Source organism: Trinickia sp., from assembly GCF_051953405.1.
Taxonomy (GTDB): domain Bacteria; phylum Pseudomonadota; class Gammaproteobacteria; order Burkholderiales; family Burkholderiaceae; genus Trinickia.
This window is the reverse complement of sequence record NZ_JBQCIV010000125.1, coordinates 23,882-40,845: the sequence shown is the minus strand read 5'-3', so window position 1 is coordinate 40,845 and position 16,964 is coordinate 23,882. Positions and strand designations below refer to the sequence as shown.

Genomic DNA, 16,964 nt, shown 5'->3' with positions numbered 1-16,964 from the left:
TTGGGTGCTGCTGTCTCGATGATGTTCAGTAAAAAACCATTTTCACGCGGATTGGCCCTCTACTCATGGATTTGTACCATATTTTTGGGTTTGATGCTTATGATTGGAATTGTGATATTTGTTCTTGATTTTTTTGGTTTTCGATATTAATCGTGTTTGCATTCTCCTTAATAATCTTTGTCATCGGAGTATCCGGGCTATGAAACCTATCGTTCGCAAGGGTGATTCGACGGATCACGGTGGTACGGTGCTCGAAGGCTTTGGCCACGCGAGCCTGGACGGTAGGCCCGCAGCCGGTGTTGGCCACAAGGTTTCATGCCCCAAGTGCGGCGGCTCCTATGCGATCGTCCAAGGCTCGAGCCAATACGCGATTGATGGCCGAGCCGTCGCTCTCGATGGCATGAAGACGGCTTGTGGAGCTGCGCTGATTGCGAGTCAGCAAGGATTTCTTGCAAACGAATGAATAGGCTCAGCCTGGGGCGTAGCGGGAAGGTTGGTCTCCGCCGCTTTTCTCCCTGCTGCGAAAAGCACGGTATCGCCAGCCCGACGCACCTCACGCCGGATCGGCTGCCGCTGCGACTTTCCGACAGCGAGCGAAAGACCCAGAAGTTCGGCGGCCACAACAGCTTCCCCTTCAAATTTTGAGCTAGGACCTAGATGAAAACGTCTCAGCAATCCGACGCCGTCAGCCTGGCCATGTCTTTCGACGGATACGTTGTGCGTCGGCTGGAGGACGGCATATACGGACAAGTGAGCAAGGCAGCGACCGATGACGCTGTACCGCGCTGCTATCTAAGGGGGTTCGATGCGTTGTTAGACACCCTGGCTCTGTTCGGGCAAACGGGCGAAACGCACCAAGCCACCCCTGTATCGAGTCTCGAACGGGAATTCTTGGTCGATGGCGTCACCCAAAAGCCGATCATCGTTCACCTGGGTTGGCGCGCCAAGGGTTATCGGGTCCTGCAACGGCCGGGCGGACGGCTCGCCGGAGTCGGGCACCTGCAACCCGCCCGACCGGAAGCGCGCGACATCGCCATCGAGGCCCAAGCGCTGGTGACGATGCAGGGATTGTTCGAGTCCGCGGGTATCTACGCTTGGCGCGAAGAATATCTCGTCATCGAATCGCGCAGCAAGGTGCGCATGCTGAGCGATGCACTCAAGGCGCTATGCGACGCGGATCCGGATATCAGAGCGGATGTAGACGACTACGATCAGATTGCGGTGTTCGATTCAGAAGCTTGCGAATGGCACTTTGTGCCCCGCGACTCTTTTTTTTCGCCATTGGAAGGTTGGCCTCACTTCCGATGAGGCTGGTCCGCCCAATCGGTCACGGGGCATCCACGTAGTTGCTCGCAAGTCTTCGAATTCTCGGAAAACGTTCGGAGTGGACGGGGGCGCCTCGGAGGTGATTCCGGCAACCCCCCTTTCCCCCCAGAACGTTGAGAAACAAACCTGCATAGTCAAGCGCCGACAAGCCCCATCAATCCCCCGTCGCCCCCGCGCTCTTGACCTTGCACTGGCTCGCGATTTTCTCGCCGTCGTCGAACTCGAACGTCATCGGAATCGTCGTACCCACCTTCAAAGCATGTTTCGGCTTTTCGAGCATCAAGTGATAGCCGCCCGGTGCGAATTCGAGCTTGCCGTTAGCCGGAACGGGAGCTTTGTCCACCATGACCATCGCCGAGGTGCTGCCGTTGCTTTGCGTTTCGTGCAGCATGGCCATGCCGAACGCGGGGGTCTCCACGCCGACGAGATTGACCGGCTTGTTGCTCATATTCATGACGCTGAAATAGCCCCCCGAGGGCAATGTGCCGGGCAACAGGCGCACCCAGCAGTCCGACACCATGACGGACGCGGGAGCGGCGAGCGCGGGCGCCGTGCACAGCGCCAGCGTAAGCGCAAGGAGGGATGTCTTTGTCGAGCGGTTCATGCGTTTCTCCAATGAGTGATTGAGCGATTCAGGCGAAATTCGATCATTCAAGATGCCGCCGATACGGCGGTGCGGCCGAATACGGCACGGTCGATGAGCCAGACTGCCACGAGTGTCAGGCCCATCAGCGGAAATACGATGCCCAATACGATCAGCGCGGCCTTCCATCCGAGCATCGACCCGGCAGCCCGCTCTCGCGTCGGTGCGCCGAGCGTACCGGTCGGCCGGCGTATCCACCACATCGCGCAGCCGGTAACCGACAGCGCGGCTAGCCCAAGCGAGAGCATCGCGCAGACGAGCTGATTGGCCAGGCCGAAATAGCGGCCCATATGGAGCGACGTGCCATAGGAGATCGCCTTGCCTACGGCGCCATAGTCGCCATAGCGAATGTCCTTCAGCACCGCACCGCTGTATCGATCGACATAGAGGGTGCGCTCCAGCGCAGGGTCCGCCGGAAAATACGATACCGTATAGACGCCGTCCGCCGAGGTGGGCAGGGCGATATCGTAACCGTCGGCAAGCCCGAGCATCCGCATCTGCGCAACGATCTGCCCAAGCGGCATCGGGCGTTGTGCGGGCCCACCAGGCGCGTGCGAGCCAGGCACGTGCACCGCGCCCACCGCCCAAGGTACCTGCGGCAACGGCATATCGTCCATCGTCATACCGGGCATGGATTCCATTGCGGAGGAGGCGTTCCGATGCACGTCGCTTGATGTGCCCATCTTTGCCGGCGCCGCAATGCCGGAACGTACCGGTAGACCGCCCCATGCACCCTCCGGCGTGCCGAGCTTGGCACTCGTCGCCAGCGCTTTGAATTGCTTACCCCATGAGCCCGTCCAAGGCAGGCCGGTGATCACGAACGCCAGCGCGCCGAGCGCGAGCCAGATACCCAGCGTCGCATGGATGCTCTTCCACAACGGACGCCCCCGGCGCGAAAGGTCCGGTATGAGCGCAGCGCGGATCGATACCGCCCCGCGTGGCCACCACAGCGCGACACCCGTACCGAGCATGACGAGCGTCCAGCATGCGGCGAGTTCCATCAGCAGTTCGCCCGGCTTGCCGAGCAACAGCTTCCGGTGAATCATCCGATCGATTTGCATGAAGCGGCGATCCACGTCGAGCGTGCCTAATATCGTGCCATCGTAGGGATTCAGATAGACGCTCTCCTTGCGGCCGTTCGGCAGCCGAAAGATGAACTCGGCGCTGCGATCGGCGCGCGAGGCAATGCGCGCGGTCGTTGCGACAGCGCCGGGCGGCATCGCGGCGCGCGCACGCGCGAGCAAGGTTTCCTCGTCGAGTTTTGGCGACGCGGTGGGCGCGACGACCAGTCGATGCCGATACAGCAGCGGTTCGATCTGCGGCTGAAAGCAATAGATCGTGCCCGTGATGGCCAGTACGACAAGCAGCGGCATGACGAATAGCCCCGCGTAGAAATGCCAACGCCAGAGCGCGCGATAGCCGGCATTCGCCTGAGCGCTAGGCCCCGTCGCGCGCTTGCCGGGTGCAGCGGTCGAGAGAGTAGACATGGCATTGCCTCCTTACAGCCGCAACCGGCCTTCGATATAGAAGGTGCGGCCCGGATAGGGGTGATAGACGAAATAACGGGCGTCGAATAGGTTGTCCACGCCGATGCCGATTTCACTGAGTTTGGTTGGGCGAACCGTCCATTTCGCATCGACCGTCGTATAGGTACTGGTGCCGCCGAACACGTTCGGATTGGAGTCGGTATTCGTCAGCGTGTTGTACTCGCGGCCCGAATAGCGCGCGGCCATCGTGATCGCATAGCGCTCCCCGATGCGGTAAGTCGCCGCGAGGTCCGCACGCCATAGGGGAATGCGGTAAAAGTATTTACCCACGGTCGCGGGGTTCTGGGCGTTGGCGACGATCTTCGATTGCGTGTAGGCGACGCTACCGATCAGATCGAGTCCATGAATGACAACGTCCTCGCCCTGATAACTCAATTCGACGCCGCGAGAACGGACCTTGCCGATGTTCTGGAAGCTAGTGACGTTCGGAATGACCGTGGTATCCGTTTGGCTGAAGATCGTGTTCTTCACGTCGTCCTGGAACAACGTGAGCCGATAGCTCTCCTTCTCTTGCGTCCACTGCGCGGTCAGTTCTTTCGAAAGATCGTCTTCGGGCTGTAGATTCGGATTGTTGTTCACGAGCGAGGAGCCGTTGATTTGCCCCTGGAATAGTTCGCTGACAGTCGGAAAGCGATAGGCGCGGGCGATGGAAGCGCGCACCGTCAGCGTATCGGTGACGTCGAACGAGAGCGATGCCTTCGGCGAAAGATGATGTTGTCCCGCCTCGGAATACGGCACGGCCGTCGCGCCGACGGCTTGCGTGCCGTCGTAGGCACGCCAATCCTCGTCGCGTACACCGTAGACGAATGTCCACCGGGGCAAAAAACGCCATGCGTCTTGCGCGTACACGGCCTGCGTTTGCGTGCGGCCTTTGAACGCGTTGGCAAAGCCGGCCGCGCCGCCGTCGATCCAAGCGGCGGTGTTGTAGGTTTCGTTGTCTAGGAAGTAGCCGTCGTAGTGATAGCCGAACGCGAGCGCATGTTGGGCAAGGCCGGCTTGCGGCGACGGCGGCTTCCACGTCGCTTTCAGATCGAGCGTCTTCCATCCGGTGCCGTCGCCAAACGTGATGCTGCCTGGCCCGTTGCCGGGGCCGCCGGCATTGGCGATTCGCGCGACGCTCGCCGATATGTCGTAATACGACGCGATCGCATCGAAGTTCCAACCTGTCGCGCGATGCGTTTTAAGCGAAAGGCCGTACAACCAGTTCTCGCTCCATCCGAGGCTCGGCGCCAGCGCGGCGGCGGGGATGTTGTACTCGTTGCCGGCGATGTTCACGAGCCCGCCATAAACGGGATGGCCGTTCGCGTCGCGCAAAAACGTCGATGTCTGGCTGTTGTAGGTCCGGTGCCAGTAACCGAGGGTGAATGCGCCGCGCAAGGTCGGCGTGAAATCGTACTGCATCTTCAGCTTCAACTGATCTTGCACCGCATGCTCGATGCCCTCGCCATTGACGCCGATGATCGCGGTGGGCGCGTTGGCCTGATTGTTGTAGAAATAGGCCCCGCTGACGGTAAGATCCCCCGCTTTGGCCGGCGTATTCGATTTCGCGAACGTTGCGAACTGAAGCGGCTGGCTCGTGTTTTCGAAGTGATTGGCGCCGATGAAGAAGGAGAAGTTGCCGATGCGATTGCCGATCGTCGCACTCGCTTGGCTACCGTTGAAGCTTCGATTGACGCCGAACAGATCGAAGTGTTGCGTGAACGCCTTGACGTCGGCATCGGCCTCGAACTTCGTCGGCATCCGCGTGGCGATCAGGACGGTTGCGCCGAGCGAATTGCCGGGATAGAGCGCCGAGAACGGGCCATAGATCACGTCGATCCGGCGAACCTCGTCGGGGAACACCATCGACCAACGCGGCGGAAAACTGTAGCTGCTGCCGAGCAAGTTCGATAGCAGCAGCCCGTCCGCATAGACAAGCCCGCGCGCGCTTTGCGCATTGCTCGTGCCGCGCACCGCGACGATCGAATTCAAGTCGCCGATGAAGCGCTTGCGCACCGCGAGGTTCGGAAGGTATTTCAGCGCGTCTTCCGTGTTCACGACGTTCCAATGGTCGAACTGCTTGCGCGTCACCGTTTCGGTCGAAGCGGGCAGATTCGGATCGATGGCGGGCCCGGTACTGCCGGCGCCGGCCGTCGCGCTGACGGTGATCGTCGGTAAGACGACACCGCCTTGTTTTGGGTCGATGCGTGCCTGCGAGCCCGCGCTGCTGGCCTGTGCGCCGAGGCTCGGCGCGGCGTCGGTGCTCGCCCATACGGCGGTGGCGGTCAGCGAGAACGGTACGAACGCGAGTGGCGTGAATCGCTTAAGGCGGCGCGCGCGAGCGCACGGCCTTGGCGAGGCGAAGTGCAACATGCCTTTGTCCTGAAAGCGTTGAACGAACGGCCGCGCGCGCCCTCACAGGGCGCGTCGAAGCGGCGGCGAATAACGGTGATCAGGAAAAAGCGGGTGGGGCGCGTGGCCGGCCGGAAGGGAAGGCGCCCAGCGGCGTGAAGCGCACGCTCAGCACCGGTACGGCCACACACGCGAGGAGCATGACGAGCACGAGCGGCGAGGGCGGCACCGCCGGCATGGCGATGTGATCGGCGAGCAGATCGCAGTAGCCGCACGCCGCGAGAGGATCGGCATGCGCGGCGTGCGTGGAATCGGCTGCGGGGGCGACCGCCGAACACAGCGCGGCAGCGGCCGGATCGGCACGATGCGCGGCGACGACCAGTTGGCTGACGATCGGCGCGAGCACGATGAGCCACATGGCGATGAGGCCAAGCCATGCGGTCAGGTGTTTGCGGGATCGGGGAACCATGGTCGTGCTGCGAATTGACGTGCGCCGCAGTCTACCATCGGAAGCGTCCGATGTGCGCGCGGCACGGTGAGTGCAGGCTTTGCCGTTCGTCGATCCGGCGGGCGAACGAACGGAGCGGGAATGAGCGATCGGCGCGACGGCGCCGATGCGGCCGGCTCAATGGGTGATCGACAAAAACAAATACGCGGCGAAAAGCGAAAGGTGCACGGCGCCTTGCAGCACGGTTGTCCTGCCGTTGCTCAGCGTCAGGCTGCTAATGAAGAGCGTCAGGGCGAGCAAGACGGTTTCCATGGCGCCGATGCCGAGTGCCAAAGGGCGTCCCACCCAAATGAAGACGGCGGCAACGGTGGGAATCGTGAGGCCGATGCTGGCAAGCGCCGAGCCGAGCGCGAGATTCATGCTCGTTTGCAGCCGATTCGCGCGTGCGGCGCCGACGGCGGCGAGCCCCTCGGGCAGCAGCACGAGCGCCGCGATGACGATACCGACCGTGGCGGCTGGCGCGCCGATGCTCAGCACTCCGCGTTCGACGGCCGGGGAGAGCCGCTTCGCCAGCAAGACGACGGCGACGAGGCTCACGAGCAAGAATGCGAGACTGGTCAGCGCGATGCGTCCGCTCGGCAGCGCATCCGTGTGAGCGGCGTCGTTAGCGGCGCCGGAAGAAAGGAAGTAATCGCGGTGGCGCACCGTTTGCACGAAGACGAACACGCCATAGAGCACGAGCGACGATACGCCCGCGAATGCGAGCTGCGACGTGGACAGTTGCGGCCCCGGCATCGCGCTCAGGTAGTTGGGCATGACGAGCGAAAGAACCGAAAGCGCGGCGAGCACCGCGAGAGCTTTGCTCGCTCCGCGGCCTTTAAAGTCTTGTTCGCCGTGCTTCCAGCCGCCCACGAGCAGGCACAGGCCGACGATCCCGTTGCAGACGATCATGATCGCGGCGAATACGGTATCGCGCGCCAGGCCGGCTTTTTCGGGACCGGCGGAAAGCATGACTGAGACGATCAAGGCGACTTCGATAATGGTCACGGCCACGGCGAGCACGAGCGTGCCGAACGGTTCGCCGACGCGGTGGGCGACCACTTCGGCATGATGAACGGCGGCGAACACGCTGCCCGCGAGCGCGGCAGCGGTGAGTGCGATCGCCAAGCCTTCGGCGGGTATGATGCGCGATAGCCCAAGGATCAACCAGGCGGCGAGCGGGGCCCAAAGTGTCCAGCGCGGTAGCGAGTGCGATGCGGTCGACATGAGGCGGTCCTTGATCGTAGCCGGGGAAGCGGGAAATAGTAGCAGGCGACCGAGCCTGTTCGTCGAGGGAACGAACGTGGAACGCCAAGCGGTGTCGGGGCGTGCCAGCGCATGGCTAGAAGTTGGTCGATCGGATCGTGGTGGCCGATGACCGCGCGCACGTGTGCGGCTATTGCGCCGATGAGTGCGGCGCAGGCGAGTTTCAAGTCGGAAAAGGCAAGTGCCGCCAGCAGGCATGGGCCGCCTGCACCGGCGAGTGCGCCATGCTCGCGTCGGGATAGTCGCAATGTGCGACGCAAGCGCTTGGTGGGACCGAAGATCGACGATCGACGCGTTGCGGGAGGATGGCTCCCTACTTCGACCCCGCGGGCAACAGCCTTATTCGGCGAGCGGCGCACGCGTGGGGCGGCGTTCCGCCAATACCGTGGCCCGTTCGAGGCGCGGGCTGGCGCCGCGGATGAACAGCGCAGCGCAGGTGGCGACCAAAGCCCAAATGGAAAAAATTACCGCCAACGTGCCCATGTCAATCTCCCAAGGATCTCGACCGGACTGTCGGGCCGGTGGCCGATCAGCGAGTCGATGATTGACAGTATCGGCCGGCGGGGCCGATTTCAATTCGGCGAAATGCGCGACGTTTCCCGCCTAATCCACGTAATGGGACGATTGTCCCGCCGCGGATGCCAGAGCGGATAGCCGTGCAGCCGGTCGCGGCCTTGCGGCGGCCGTCGGCTTTCATACGAGCGTTTCAGGCGAGATGCTTGTGTCGCGCGGCGGTTTGCCGTTCCTGAAGCATGTGTTCGAAGGCGTCCGCAATGCGGTCGACGAACGGATTCTTGTGCGCGAGCGGCCCGTTCGGCTTTTCGCGGTGCACGAGCATCGTCGCGTTCGTTTCGAACACGAGCACGCGCGAGTCGGGCAAGACGGTGAAGTCGATGCCGCCGTAGTCGAGATCGAGCCGTAGGCCGATCTCGGCGATGGCCTCCATGGCGCGCGCACCGAGCGTCCCGCGCGGATCGTTCAAGAAGCGTCGCTCTTCCTCGAGTTTCCAGGGGGCGTCGAGCATCCCCGCGGAGAAATAATGAACCACCCAATGCGGCGAGATCGCCAAATGATAGGGGTACGGTTTTCGGTCGACATAGACGATGCGATATTTGCGGCAACATCCGTCCGCGCTGCGGAAATCGTGAAACGTCGTCAGATAGCACGGTGCGCCCAGGTCGTTCAGCGCGGGCCATAGCGTCTCGAGCGACGGGTAGAGCGCGAGTCCGTCGCCCCCGTGCGTCGCGGCCGGACGCATGAGCAACGGATAGTCGATCCCCGCTTCGGCAAGCTCTCGCGCGAGCGCTTCGGCGTGCGCCGGGATCGTATCGAGACGAATGCAGGGCGGCGCGAATACGCCCGGCACGCCCGCCAACCATTGCGGCGTACGGTGGCGATGCGTGCGTGCGATGGCGTGCGCGGGATTGAGCACAGGACGACCGCACGCGCGGGTGAACTGCGCGATGCGCTCGGCGAGCGGCTGCGCGACGTCGGGGTCGCCGATCGCGTTCAGGACGAGATCATAGGCCGGCAGTTGCGCATCTTCGACCTCGTGGGCGTAGTCGATCGCGTACTTGATGCGGGTGGTCGTCGCATACGACAGCAGCGTATCGAGCGGAACGTTGCCCGCGCCTTGACCCGTATTCAAGATCAGCAAGCGGCGCTGTTCGGCACCGAGCGCCGGTTCCACGTAGACACGCTGTAGCCGGTACGCCTGATCGCGGTGCCGATCCGCAAGCGCGCGATCGCCTTCGGCGGTCAGCAGCGCGGCGAGGTTTTGATGCGCGACGGCAAGCGCCGGATGCACGGCAAGTGCGTGGCCGTACCAGCGTATCGCTTCCTGCGGGCGGCCCTTGAGCGAGTAGACGGTCGCTAGGTTGTAAAGCGCCAAGGCAAGCGCTTGCGCGGGCGGGGCGGCGCCGAGCATATCGAAGGCCGCCAATGCGATCTGATGGGCTGCAAAGCCTGCTTCATCGCCAGCGGCGCGCATCGCGTCGAGCATGCGCCGATGCAAGGCGACATCGAGCGGCGACGCATCGAGCGCTTGCGCTAATCGATCGATCGCAGCGTCGGGCGACGTGCCGGGCAATGCCGCGGGCGGAGCGTGATTCGACATGGCTTGGCTGCTCATCGATCGGCCTGGCTTCGAAGGTTCGAATTCGGCGAGCGTCAAGCGCGCTGCAGCGCGAATTCGCTCACGGTTTCGCAAAGCGCTTCGACCGCTTCCGGCGTCACGGCGTTATAGAGCGAGGCGCGCAGCCCGCGCAGCGAGCGGTGTCCCTCGAGCCCGCTCATCCCGCGCGTTTCGGCCAGGTCCAGGAACGCGCGATCGAGCCGAGCATCGCCGAATGTGAATGCCACGTTCATCCGCGAACGCCATGGACGTCTTGCATGCACCGTCACGACGTCGCCCATTTCATCGAATAGATCGTACAGCCGCGCCGCCTTCGCTTCATTGATGTACTGCATCTGCGTTAGGCCGCCGATATCGTCGCGTAGCCAGCGCGTAATCAGTGTCAGGACATAGATCGCAAATACAGGCGGCGTGTTGTAGTTCGAGCCATGCGCGATCTGCGTCCGGAAGTCGAGAATATGCGGCATACCGCTGGGGATGCGCTCCAGCATCTCGCGATCGAACAGCGCGACCGTCACGCCGGTCGGTCCGAGATTCTTTTGTGCGTGCGCGTAGATCATGCCGAAGCGCTCGACTTCCAAGGGTTTCGAAAGGAAATCGGACGACATATCCGCGATCAGCGGCACCGGTAAATCGCCGGTGGGCGCGGAAAACTGTAAGCCCTCGATCGTTTCGTTCGAGACGTAGTGCAGATAAGCGGCGCGGGCGTCGACGTCGAGCCGATCGAGCACGGGCAATTCGCGAAAGCCGGTGCGCTGCCCATCCCATACGATTCGGTGTCCGCTTACGCGGCCCGCTTCCGCCGATGCACGCGCGCTCCAGTAGCCCGAAATCACATACTCGGGCGGTGCGAACGCCGGTGTGGCGAAATTCATCGGCACCGTCGCGAACAGCAGGCTGCTGCCGCCTTGCAAAAACGTGACGGCGTAACGCTCGGACAAGCCTAGCAGGTCGCGGATGTTGCGTTCGGCTTCGTCGAGAATCGCGAGGAACCAGTCCGATCGATGACTCATCCCGAGCACCGATAGGCCGGTTTCCGGCAACGCGACGATGGCCTCGCGCGTCTTCGCCAGCACGCTCGCGGGCAGGGCACCGGGGCCGGCGGAGAAATTCAGGGTATTGGCGTGCAGCATAGGCGTCCGGTCGCGTCTGTCGGGTCCGGACGATGGCGCGGTCGTTCGTTCCGACGGGGATCAAGTGCCCACAGCGTATCAAAGGGCGATCGGCGGCAACGCGGCGAGATGAGGGGAAAACGGGCGCCAATTTGGGCAAACGAGCGGACGGGGCGAACGATGAAGCGATGCCGGCTTGCAGCCGTCGTTCGAGGGCTCGATCAATCGACGATGTTGCGAACCCAGTCCAAGAAACTCTCGTTCTCGAACTCGTACACGTCACGCGGGCTTTTGGCCACGACCGTCTTTTCCGCGAGCCGGCCCAGCGCCTTTTGAACATGGGTAACCTGAAGATCTTCGATGCCCACACGCTTGCGAAGCTTGACGAGCGTCGCCTTGGCAAACGGTTTCATCGACGGATCGTCGGCCAACATCCGCACGAGTACCCGCTCGGTCGCGTCCAGCGAGTTCCAAGTCCCCTCGTGATTTTCCCTGCGGGCGAGCTTTTCCTGCTGCATCGCAATGGCTTGCGGAAAGGTCAGCGCGGGGCTCATCATCAGAGCCAGCACCGCCTCCATCAGCGGCTCGGGACGCTGGCCGAAGAGCACGAACGCTTCGCGCGCCGCGGCCACGTCGAGCTTGCGTCTCGTCGATTCCTTGAATCGGCGTGCGATATAGTCGACAAAATCGTCGCCCAGCAGCGGAAAATCCTGCACGGTGCTGGCGGCCGAGTAAAGCGGTGCGTTGGCGTTGGTAAAGACGTGCCCGAGCTTCGTGCGCGAAGACCCCGTAAATAGCATGCGCAGCTTACGCTGGTGCTTCGTGAGGGTCGTGCGCAGGGCGCGAGCCATCTCCTCGCCTTCTTTGCTTCGGCCGAGGGCTTGTGCTTCGTCGATCAGAAAGAGCATGGGCCGGCGCTTTGTCAGTTCGGCGACGAGTGCGTCGATTAAAAGCGCCGTATCGGTGATCTCTCGTTTGGGATCGCTTTCCAGGTCGATATGGCCCTCGAGCTTCGCTCCGGCAAACTCCGCTTTGCCCTTGAGTCCCTTCACTGGCGTTTGGAGGCGCGCAATGACTTTTTCGAGCAGCGAATGCGGTTCGAGGGCTTCTTCGATCGCTCGCACGAGTGCCGCGCCCGGCGTTTGCCGCGTCTGCCACAGGTCGGCATAGACAACCGTGTAGCCCTCGCTTTCGGCGAGCGGTTTGAGGTCTCTCAGGAGAAATACCGTCTTGCCCGTGCGGCGCGGCGCGAAAATCGTCGTCGACGTGACGAGCCCGGCGTTCAGCGTGGCAAGATAGGCACTCGCGAGTTCCGGCCGGGGGAAATGCCAGAGTTCCGTCAGTTCCATACGATTATCAAAATTATCTCGAGTCGGTATAATTATACCAAACATGGATAATTTCGGATAACCGTGCGGGCCAGCGGCCTGTCGGCCCTCATTCGGTTTCCGGTCGATGTGCCGCGAGCGGCAATGTCAACGTAACGGCGAAGCCGCCCGTCTCGGGGAAGACGAAGCCCACGCGGCCGCCGTGGGCGGTCACCACTTCTTGCACGATCGCGAGACCGAGCCCCGAGCCCGTTCGGCGCGACGCATTGTCTTGCCCGAGCCTTTCGAACGGCCGCAGCGCGGCTTCCCAATGCTCGGGGGCAATGCCGGGGCCGTTATCCGTGACGGTCATCTTCACCGACGCCTCGGATGCGACGACCGAGACGACGAGGTCATCCGCCTTGCCATGCAGTAGCGCATTGTGTAGCACGTTCGACAGGGCTTCTTGTAGGCCGATCGGGTCACCGTCGATGTATATAGACGGATGATCGCATTCGAACGCCACGGTGACATCGCGTTCGTCGGCCAGCGGGATCGTCCGTCCGAGCACTTCCTTGACGAGCCCGACGACATCCACGCTCTGCAATGGAACGGCTTGCGTGCGATGAATGACCATCGCATGGTTGAGCAATTGTCCTGTGAGCCGGCCGACGTCGGAGCACGTTGCTCGCAGTGCATCGAGACGCGCCGCATAGCGGGACGGATCGCGCTCGTCGCTGAGCAGCTCGATCTGCGCATCGAGCCGTGCGAGCGGCGTGCGCATCTGGTGCGCGGCATCGGCGATGAAGCGCTGCATGCCCGTCATGCGTTCGGAGAGGCGGCCCAGCAGACCGTTGATGGCGCCGATGATCGCGTTGATCTCGGAAGGGGTGTCGGCTGCGACGGGACGCAGGTCGGCCGGATCGCGTGCCGCGATGATCGTCTCGATCTTCGCGAGCGGACGCAGGCCGCGCCGGATGGCAAGGCCGCTCGCACCGATGGCGAGGATGCTCATCAGCAAGATGAGCGTCCACACTTTCAGGCTCATGTCGTTCGTCAGTTGCGCTCGGGCGTGCGTCGTTTGCCCCACGGTGACGACAGCCCACCCCGGCGTGCGCTCCTCGGGCAAATAACGGGCGAGGGTGGCCGTTCGAATGCGCTGCCCTTGATAGGTGCTGTCGGCGAACTGCGGGCCGTTTCGCGCGGCGACGCTGCTCGCGGGGCTCGGGAGGTCGGCGTACCCGGCCACTACCATGCCGCGCGAATCGACCACCTTGTAGTAGACGAGATCGTAACGCGACAGCGTCGAAAGCGCCGCCACCGGCAAGTTGAGTGCGAGCACGCCGCCTTGCACGTAGAGATCTTCGGCGACCTGGATGGTCGCACCGGCCAGCAATTGGTCGTAAGCACGCTCCGATGCAACGCCCGCGTAGTACCGGGCGATCACGGCAAGGGCCGCCGCCCCCGACGCTACGATCAGCGCGATAAACAGGAGCGTGCGACCGAACAGCGTCTTTCGAAACCATTCAAAGCGTTGCAATTTGGTACCCCATGCCCCGCGCCGTTCGAATTTCGACCGAGCTGCCCTGCAGCTTTTTGCGCACGCGCGTCACGTATTGTTCGACGGCGTTCGTCGTCGGCTCGTTGCCTAAGCTGAACAGTTGGTTCAGCAGATCCTCCTTCGAGAAGACGCGCTGAGGGCGGCTCGCGAGAATTTCGAGCAGCGCGAATTCTTGGCGGGACAGCGGCAGCGGTTTGCCGTCGAGTTCGGCTAGCCGGCTGCTGCGATCGATCGAGAGGCCTCCCACCTGCACGAGATTGCTCGCATGCCCGGTTTGGCGGCGCAACAGCGTTTGCACGCGTGCATCGAGTTCCCGGTAATCGAACGGCTTGACGAGATAGTCGTCGGCCCCGAGCCCGAGGCCGCTCACGCGGTCGTCGATGGCGGAACGTGCTGTCACGAGCAGAACCGGCGTCGCGCAGCCGGCTGCGCGCAAATTGCGCAGGATGGCAAAGCCGTCCATCGACGGCAGCATGACGTCCAGCACGACGAGATCGAAGCGCTCGACGCGCAGTAGCGTGTTCGCCGTCGCACCGTCCGTTTCCAGATCCACGGCGTGCCCGAGCCGTGTCAAACGAGCGCGAATGGCTGCACCGATTTCCGTGTCGTCCTCTACCACCAAAATGCGCATGATGCTTTTCCTGCGTATCCGTTCGCTCGTTCGAGTGCGGGTTTTCCCGGGGAGTCGATCTCAGCATTTTCTCAGACTCGCCCGATAACCTTGCAATGGACGATTCGACGAAACGGCAAGCGCCGCTTCGATACAAGTGGAGACGATACATGCAGTCGCGGGGCGGCACCGCTAGCCATGATGCAAACGCGCCTTCGCGCCGACGCCGAGCGTTGGTGGCAGCGGGCCTCGGTGCCTTGCTGTCTCCCGCGTGGACGCTCGCCAATAGCCGCACCGTGCGGATTTCGAAGGGCTATGGGCTTTTGTACTTGCCGTTGCTCGTGATGGAGCGGGGCAGACTGTTCGAGCGCCATGCCGCTCGGTTGGGCTTGCGGGACGTGAGCGTCGAGTGGGTGCTGCTCGACGGCGGCAATTCGGTGGACGACGCGATGATGGCCGGTTCGCTGGATTTCGCCGCGGCTGGCGCGCCCGGGTTCATCGAGCTGTGGGCGCGCTCGCGCGGGATTCCCAACGTCGAGATCGTCGGCATTAGCGGCCTGTCGACAACCTCGCTGTCGCTCAACACCAATCGCACCGCGATCCAATCGCTGGCCGATTTCACGGCGGCCGATCGTATCGCGGTGCCGGGCATTCGCACGTCGCTCTCGGCGGTGGTACTACAGATGCTCGCCGGCAAGCTGCTCGGGCCTTCGCACTTCGCGCAACTGGACGCGATCACCGTGAACCTGCCGCATCCCGAGGCGATGCAGGCGCTGGTTCGACGGGAGGGCGGCATTACCGCGCATTTCGGATCGCCGCCGTTCTCGACGCTCGAACTGAGTCGACCGGGCATTCATCGCGTCGTCGATTCGATCGATGTGCTCGGCCCGCTGACGCTCGACGTCGTATTCGCTCCGAGGCGGATCGTCGATACGCAGCCTGTGCTCGCGCGCGCCTTTCTGAATGCGCTCGACGAAGCGAATCGCTCGATCGCCCAGGACCCGCAATCGGCGGCCGCCACTTACGCGGCCGCGTCGGGATGGGGCATTTCGCACGGCGACGTCATGCGGATGCTCGCCGAACCGCACACGCGCTTTTCCGTATGGCCTGAACGGCTGACGGAGTTCATCGACTTTCTCTATGGAGTCGGGACGATCAAAACGAAGCCACGCACCTGGGACGAAATGTTCGTGCCCGATCTGCGCAGCTATCGCGCCACGTAGCGTCGCCCGCTCGGGCGCGGCCTTTTCAACGATTCCAACGATTCGAATTCCAAGGAGGAGTACGCAGTGAATGCAACCTCGGCCACCGAGCCGCAACAATCCGCGCAAGAGCGCGAGGTCATGTCGAAGATGGCGCGGCGTCTGCTGCCGATCCTTGTCGTGATGTTCCTAATCGCCTTTATCGATCGGCAGAACGTCGGTTTCGCCAAGCTGCAGATGGTGCATAGCCTGCATCTGTCGGAGGCCGCGTTCGGTCTCGCGTCTTCGCTGTTTTTTATCGGCTATTTGCTGTTCGAGGTACCGAGCACGCTTGCGCTGCACCGGTTCGGCGCCCGCGTCTGGCTCGCCCGCATCATGCTCACGTGGGGGGCGATCACCATATTGATGGGCTTCACGACATCGATGCAAACATTTTGCGGCTTGCGTTTCGCGCTCGGCGTGGCCGAAGCCGGCTTCTATCCCGGCGTGATCTATTACCTGACGCTATGGTTTCCGCAGAGTTATCGCGCGCGGGTATTGGGCATCTTCACGCTCGGCAGCGCGCTCGCGAACATGCTCGGCTCGCTCGTCGGCGGATGGCTGCTGAGCTTGAGCGGCGTCTTCGGCCTCGCCGGCTGGCAGTGGGTGTTCATCGCGACGGGATTGCCGGCGGTGTTGGTGGCCGTGATGGTGTTCAAGGTGTTGCCTGCTTCTTTTCGCGAAGCGCGCTTCCTGAGCGAGCAGGAAAAGCGGATCGTCGCCGCGGCGCTCGAACGGGAAAAGCCCGAGCATGCGGAGCATACGCAACCGTGGAAAGCGCTGCTCGATCCGCGCGTGATGCTGTTCGCCGCGACCTACATGCTGATGTCGACGTCGCTTTACGGCGTGACGTATTGGCTGCCGACGCTCGTCAAATCCTTTGGCGTGTCGAGCCGAATGAACGGCGTACTCAGCATGCTGCCGTGGGCGCTGTCGGTGGTGCTGCTCGTCTATCTGCCGGCGAAGCTGCGGCGTGCGAAAAGTCTATTACGGGCGATCGCGATCGTCGCGGCTTGCGGCATGCTCGGCTTCTTGCTGAGCCTGGTGTTGCCCACGACGCCGCTGCGCTTCGTGGCGCTCGTGCTGGGCGGCGCTTGCATTCCTCTGCTCTATCCGTGCTTCTGGTCGATGCCGCCGCGCTATTTCACCGGTGCCCGAGCGGCGGCGAGCGTCGCGGCGATCAATTCCATCGGCAACCTAGGCGGCTTCTTCGGCCAGAATCTGATGCCGTTCGCCGGCAAGGCGACAGGCACCGCGTTTGGGCCTATGATCGTGCCGATCGTCTGCCTGGCCTTGCTTTGCCTCGGCGCGAGCGTGGCTTGGATCCGCTCGGAACGCACATTGGCCGCCGCCCCGGCTTGATATGATGTCCGACTTAGTTTCGTAGAAAAAATATATT

Annotated in this window: 14 protein-coding genes; 4 read left to right on the top strand and 10 right to left on the bottom strand. The window is 62.8% G+C overall.

Annotated features, from left to right (window positions below):
• The first annotated feature begins 118 nt into the window (after window positions 1–118).
• The gene (locus tag ACTHN9_RS21925; protein ID WP_440538880.1) at window positions 119–463 is read left to right on the top strand and encodes a PAAR domain-containing protein; all 345 of its coding nucleotides are present in this window, start codon (window positions 119–121) and stop codon (window positions 461–463) included.
• A 428-nt stretch (window positions 464–891) separates the two neighbouring features.
• Window positions 892–1,308 (top strand): hypothetical protein, encoded by a 417-nt coding sequence (locus ACTHN9_RS21920; RefSeq protein ID WP_440538879.1) that lies wholly within the window; start codon window positions 892–894, stop codon window positions 1,306–1,308.
• Between the two features lie 172 nt (window positions 1,309–1,480).
• Here the strand turns inward: ACTHN9_RS21920 and ACTHN9_RS21915 are convergent, their stop codons facing one another.
• The 10 genes from ACTHN9_RS21915 to ACTHN9_RS21870 form a co-directional block, all read right to left on the bottom strand.
• Window positions 1,481–1,930, bottom strand: a complete 450-nt coding sequence (locus ACTHN9_RS21915) for a copper chaperone PCu(A)C (RefSeq protein ID WP_440538878.1) — start codon at window positions 1,928–1,930, stop codon at window positions 1,481–1,483.
• Between the two features lie 47 nt (window positions 1,931–1,977).
• Window positions 1,978–3,456, bottom strand: a complete 1,479-nt coding sequence (locus ACTHN9_RS21910) for a PepSY-associated TM helix domain-containing protein (RefSeq protein ID WP_440538877.1) — start codon at window positions 3,454–3,456, stop codon at window positions 1,978–1,980.
• Between the two features lie 12 nt (window positions 3,457–3,468).
• Complete coding sequence (locus tag ACTHN9_RS21905; protein ID WP_440538876.1) at window positions 3,469–5,868, bottom strand: TonB-dependent receptor; 2,400 nt, start codon at window positions 5,866–5,868, stop codon at window positions 3,469–3,471.
• A gap of 79 nt (window positions 5,869–5,947) precedes the next feature.
• The gene (locus tag ACTHN9_RS21900; protein ID WP_440538875.1) at window positions 5,948–6,316 is read right to left on the bottom strand and encodes a DUF2946 domain-containing protein; all 369 of its coding nucleotides are present in this window, start codon (window positions 6,314–6,316) and stop codon (window positions 5,948–5,950) included.
• Window positions 6,317–6,472: 156 nt separating this feature from the next.
• Window positions 6,473–7,561, bottom strand: coding sequence for a calcium:proton antiporter (locus ACTHN9_RS21895; protein WP_440538874.1), 1,089 nt, complete (start codon window positions 7,559–7,561; stop codon window positions 6,473–6,475).
• 745 nt (window positions 7,562–8,306) lie between these two features.
• Window positions 8,307–9,716 carry a hypothetical protein gene (locus ACTHN9_RS21890; protein WP_440538873.1) on the bottom strand — a complete coding sequence of 470 codons (1,410 nt, stop codon included), beginning with the start codon at window positions 9,714–9,716 and terminating at the stop codon, window positions 8,307–8,309.
• A gap of 53 nt (window positions 9,717–9,769) precedes the next feature.
• Window positions 9,770–10,864 carry a 3-phosphoserine/phosphohydroxythreonine transaminase gene (gene serC / locus ACTHN9_RS21885; protein ID WP_440539045.1) on the bottom strand — a complete coding sequence of 365 codons (1,095 nt, stop codon included), beginning with the start codon at window positions 10,862–10,864 and terminating at the stop codon, window positions 9,770–9,772.
• 203 nt (window positions 10,865–11,067) lie between these two features.
• Complete coding sequence (locus ACTHN9_RS21880) at window positions 11,068–12,195, bottom strand: AAA family ATPase (protein ID WP_440538872.1); 1,128 nt, start codon at window positions 12,193–12,195, stop codon at window positions 11,068–11,070.
• Between the two features lie 88 nt (window positions 12,196–12,283).
• Window positions 12,284–13,693: a sensor histidine kinase gene (locus tag ACTHN9_RS21875; RefSeq protein ID WP_440538871.1), complete on the bottom strand. Its 1,410-nt coding sequence runs from the start codon at window positions 13,691–13,693 to the stop codon at window positions 12,284–12,286.
• Window positions 13,680–14,345 carry a response regulator transcription factor gene (locus tag ACTHN9_RS21870; protein WP_440538870.1) on the bottom strand — a complete coding sequence of 222 codons (666 nt, stop codon included), beginning with the start codon at window positions 14,343–14,345 and terminating at the stop codon, window positions 13,680–13,682. Before ACTHN9_RS21870 ends, ACTHN9_RS21875 begins: the two co-directional genes overlap by 14 nt.
• Window positions 14,346–14,494: 149 nt before the next feature.
• Here ACTHN9_RS21870 and ACTHN9_RS21865 point away from each other — a divergent pair, with 149 nt between their 5' ends.
• Window positions 14,495–15,547 carry an ABC transporter substrate-binding protein gene (locus ACTHN9_RS21865; RefSeq protein ID WP_440538869.1) on the top strand — a complete coding sequence of 351 codons (1,053 nt, stop codon included), beginning with the start codon at window positions 14,495–14,497 and terminating at the stop codon, window positions 15,545–15,547.
• Window positions 15,548–15,667: 120 nt separating this feature from the next.
• A complete protein-coding gene (locus ACTHN9_RS21860) occupies window positions 15,668–16,927 on the top strand; it encodes an MFS transporter (RefSeq protein WP_440539044.1) in 1,260 nt (419 codons plus the stop codon).
• Window positions 16,928–16,964 lie beyond the last annotated feature (37 nt).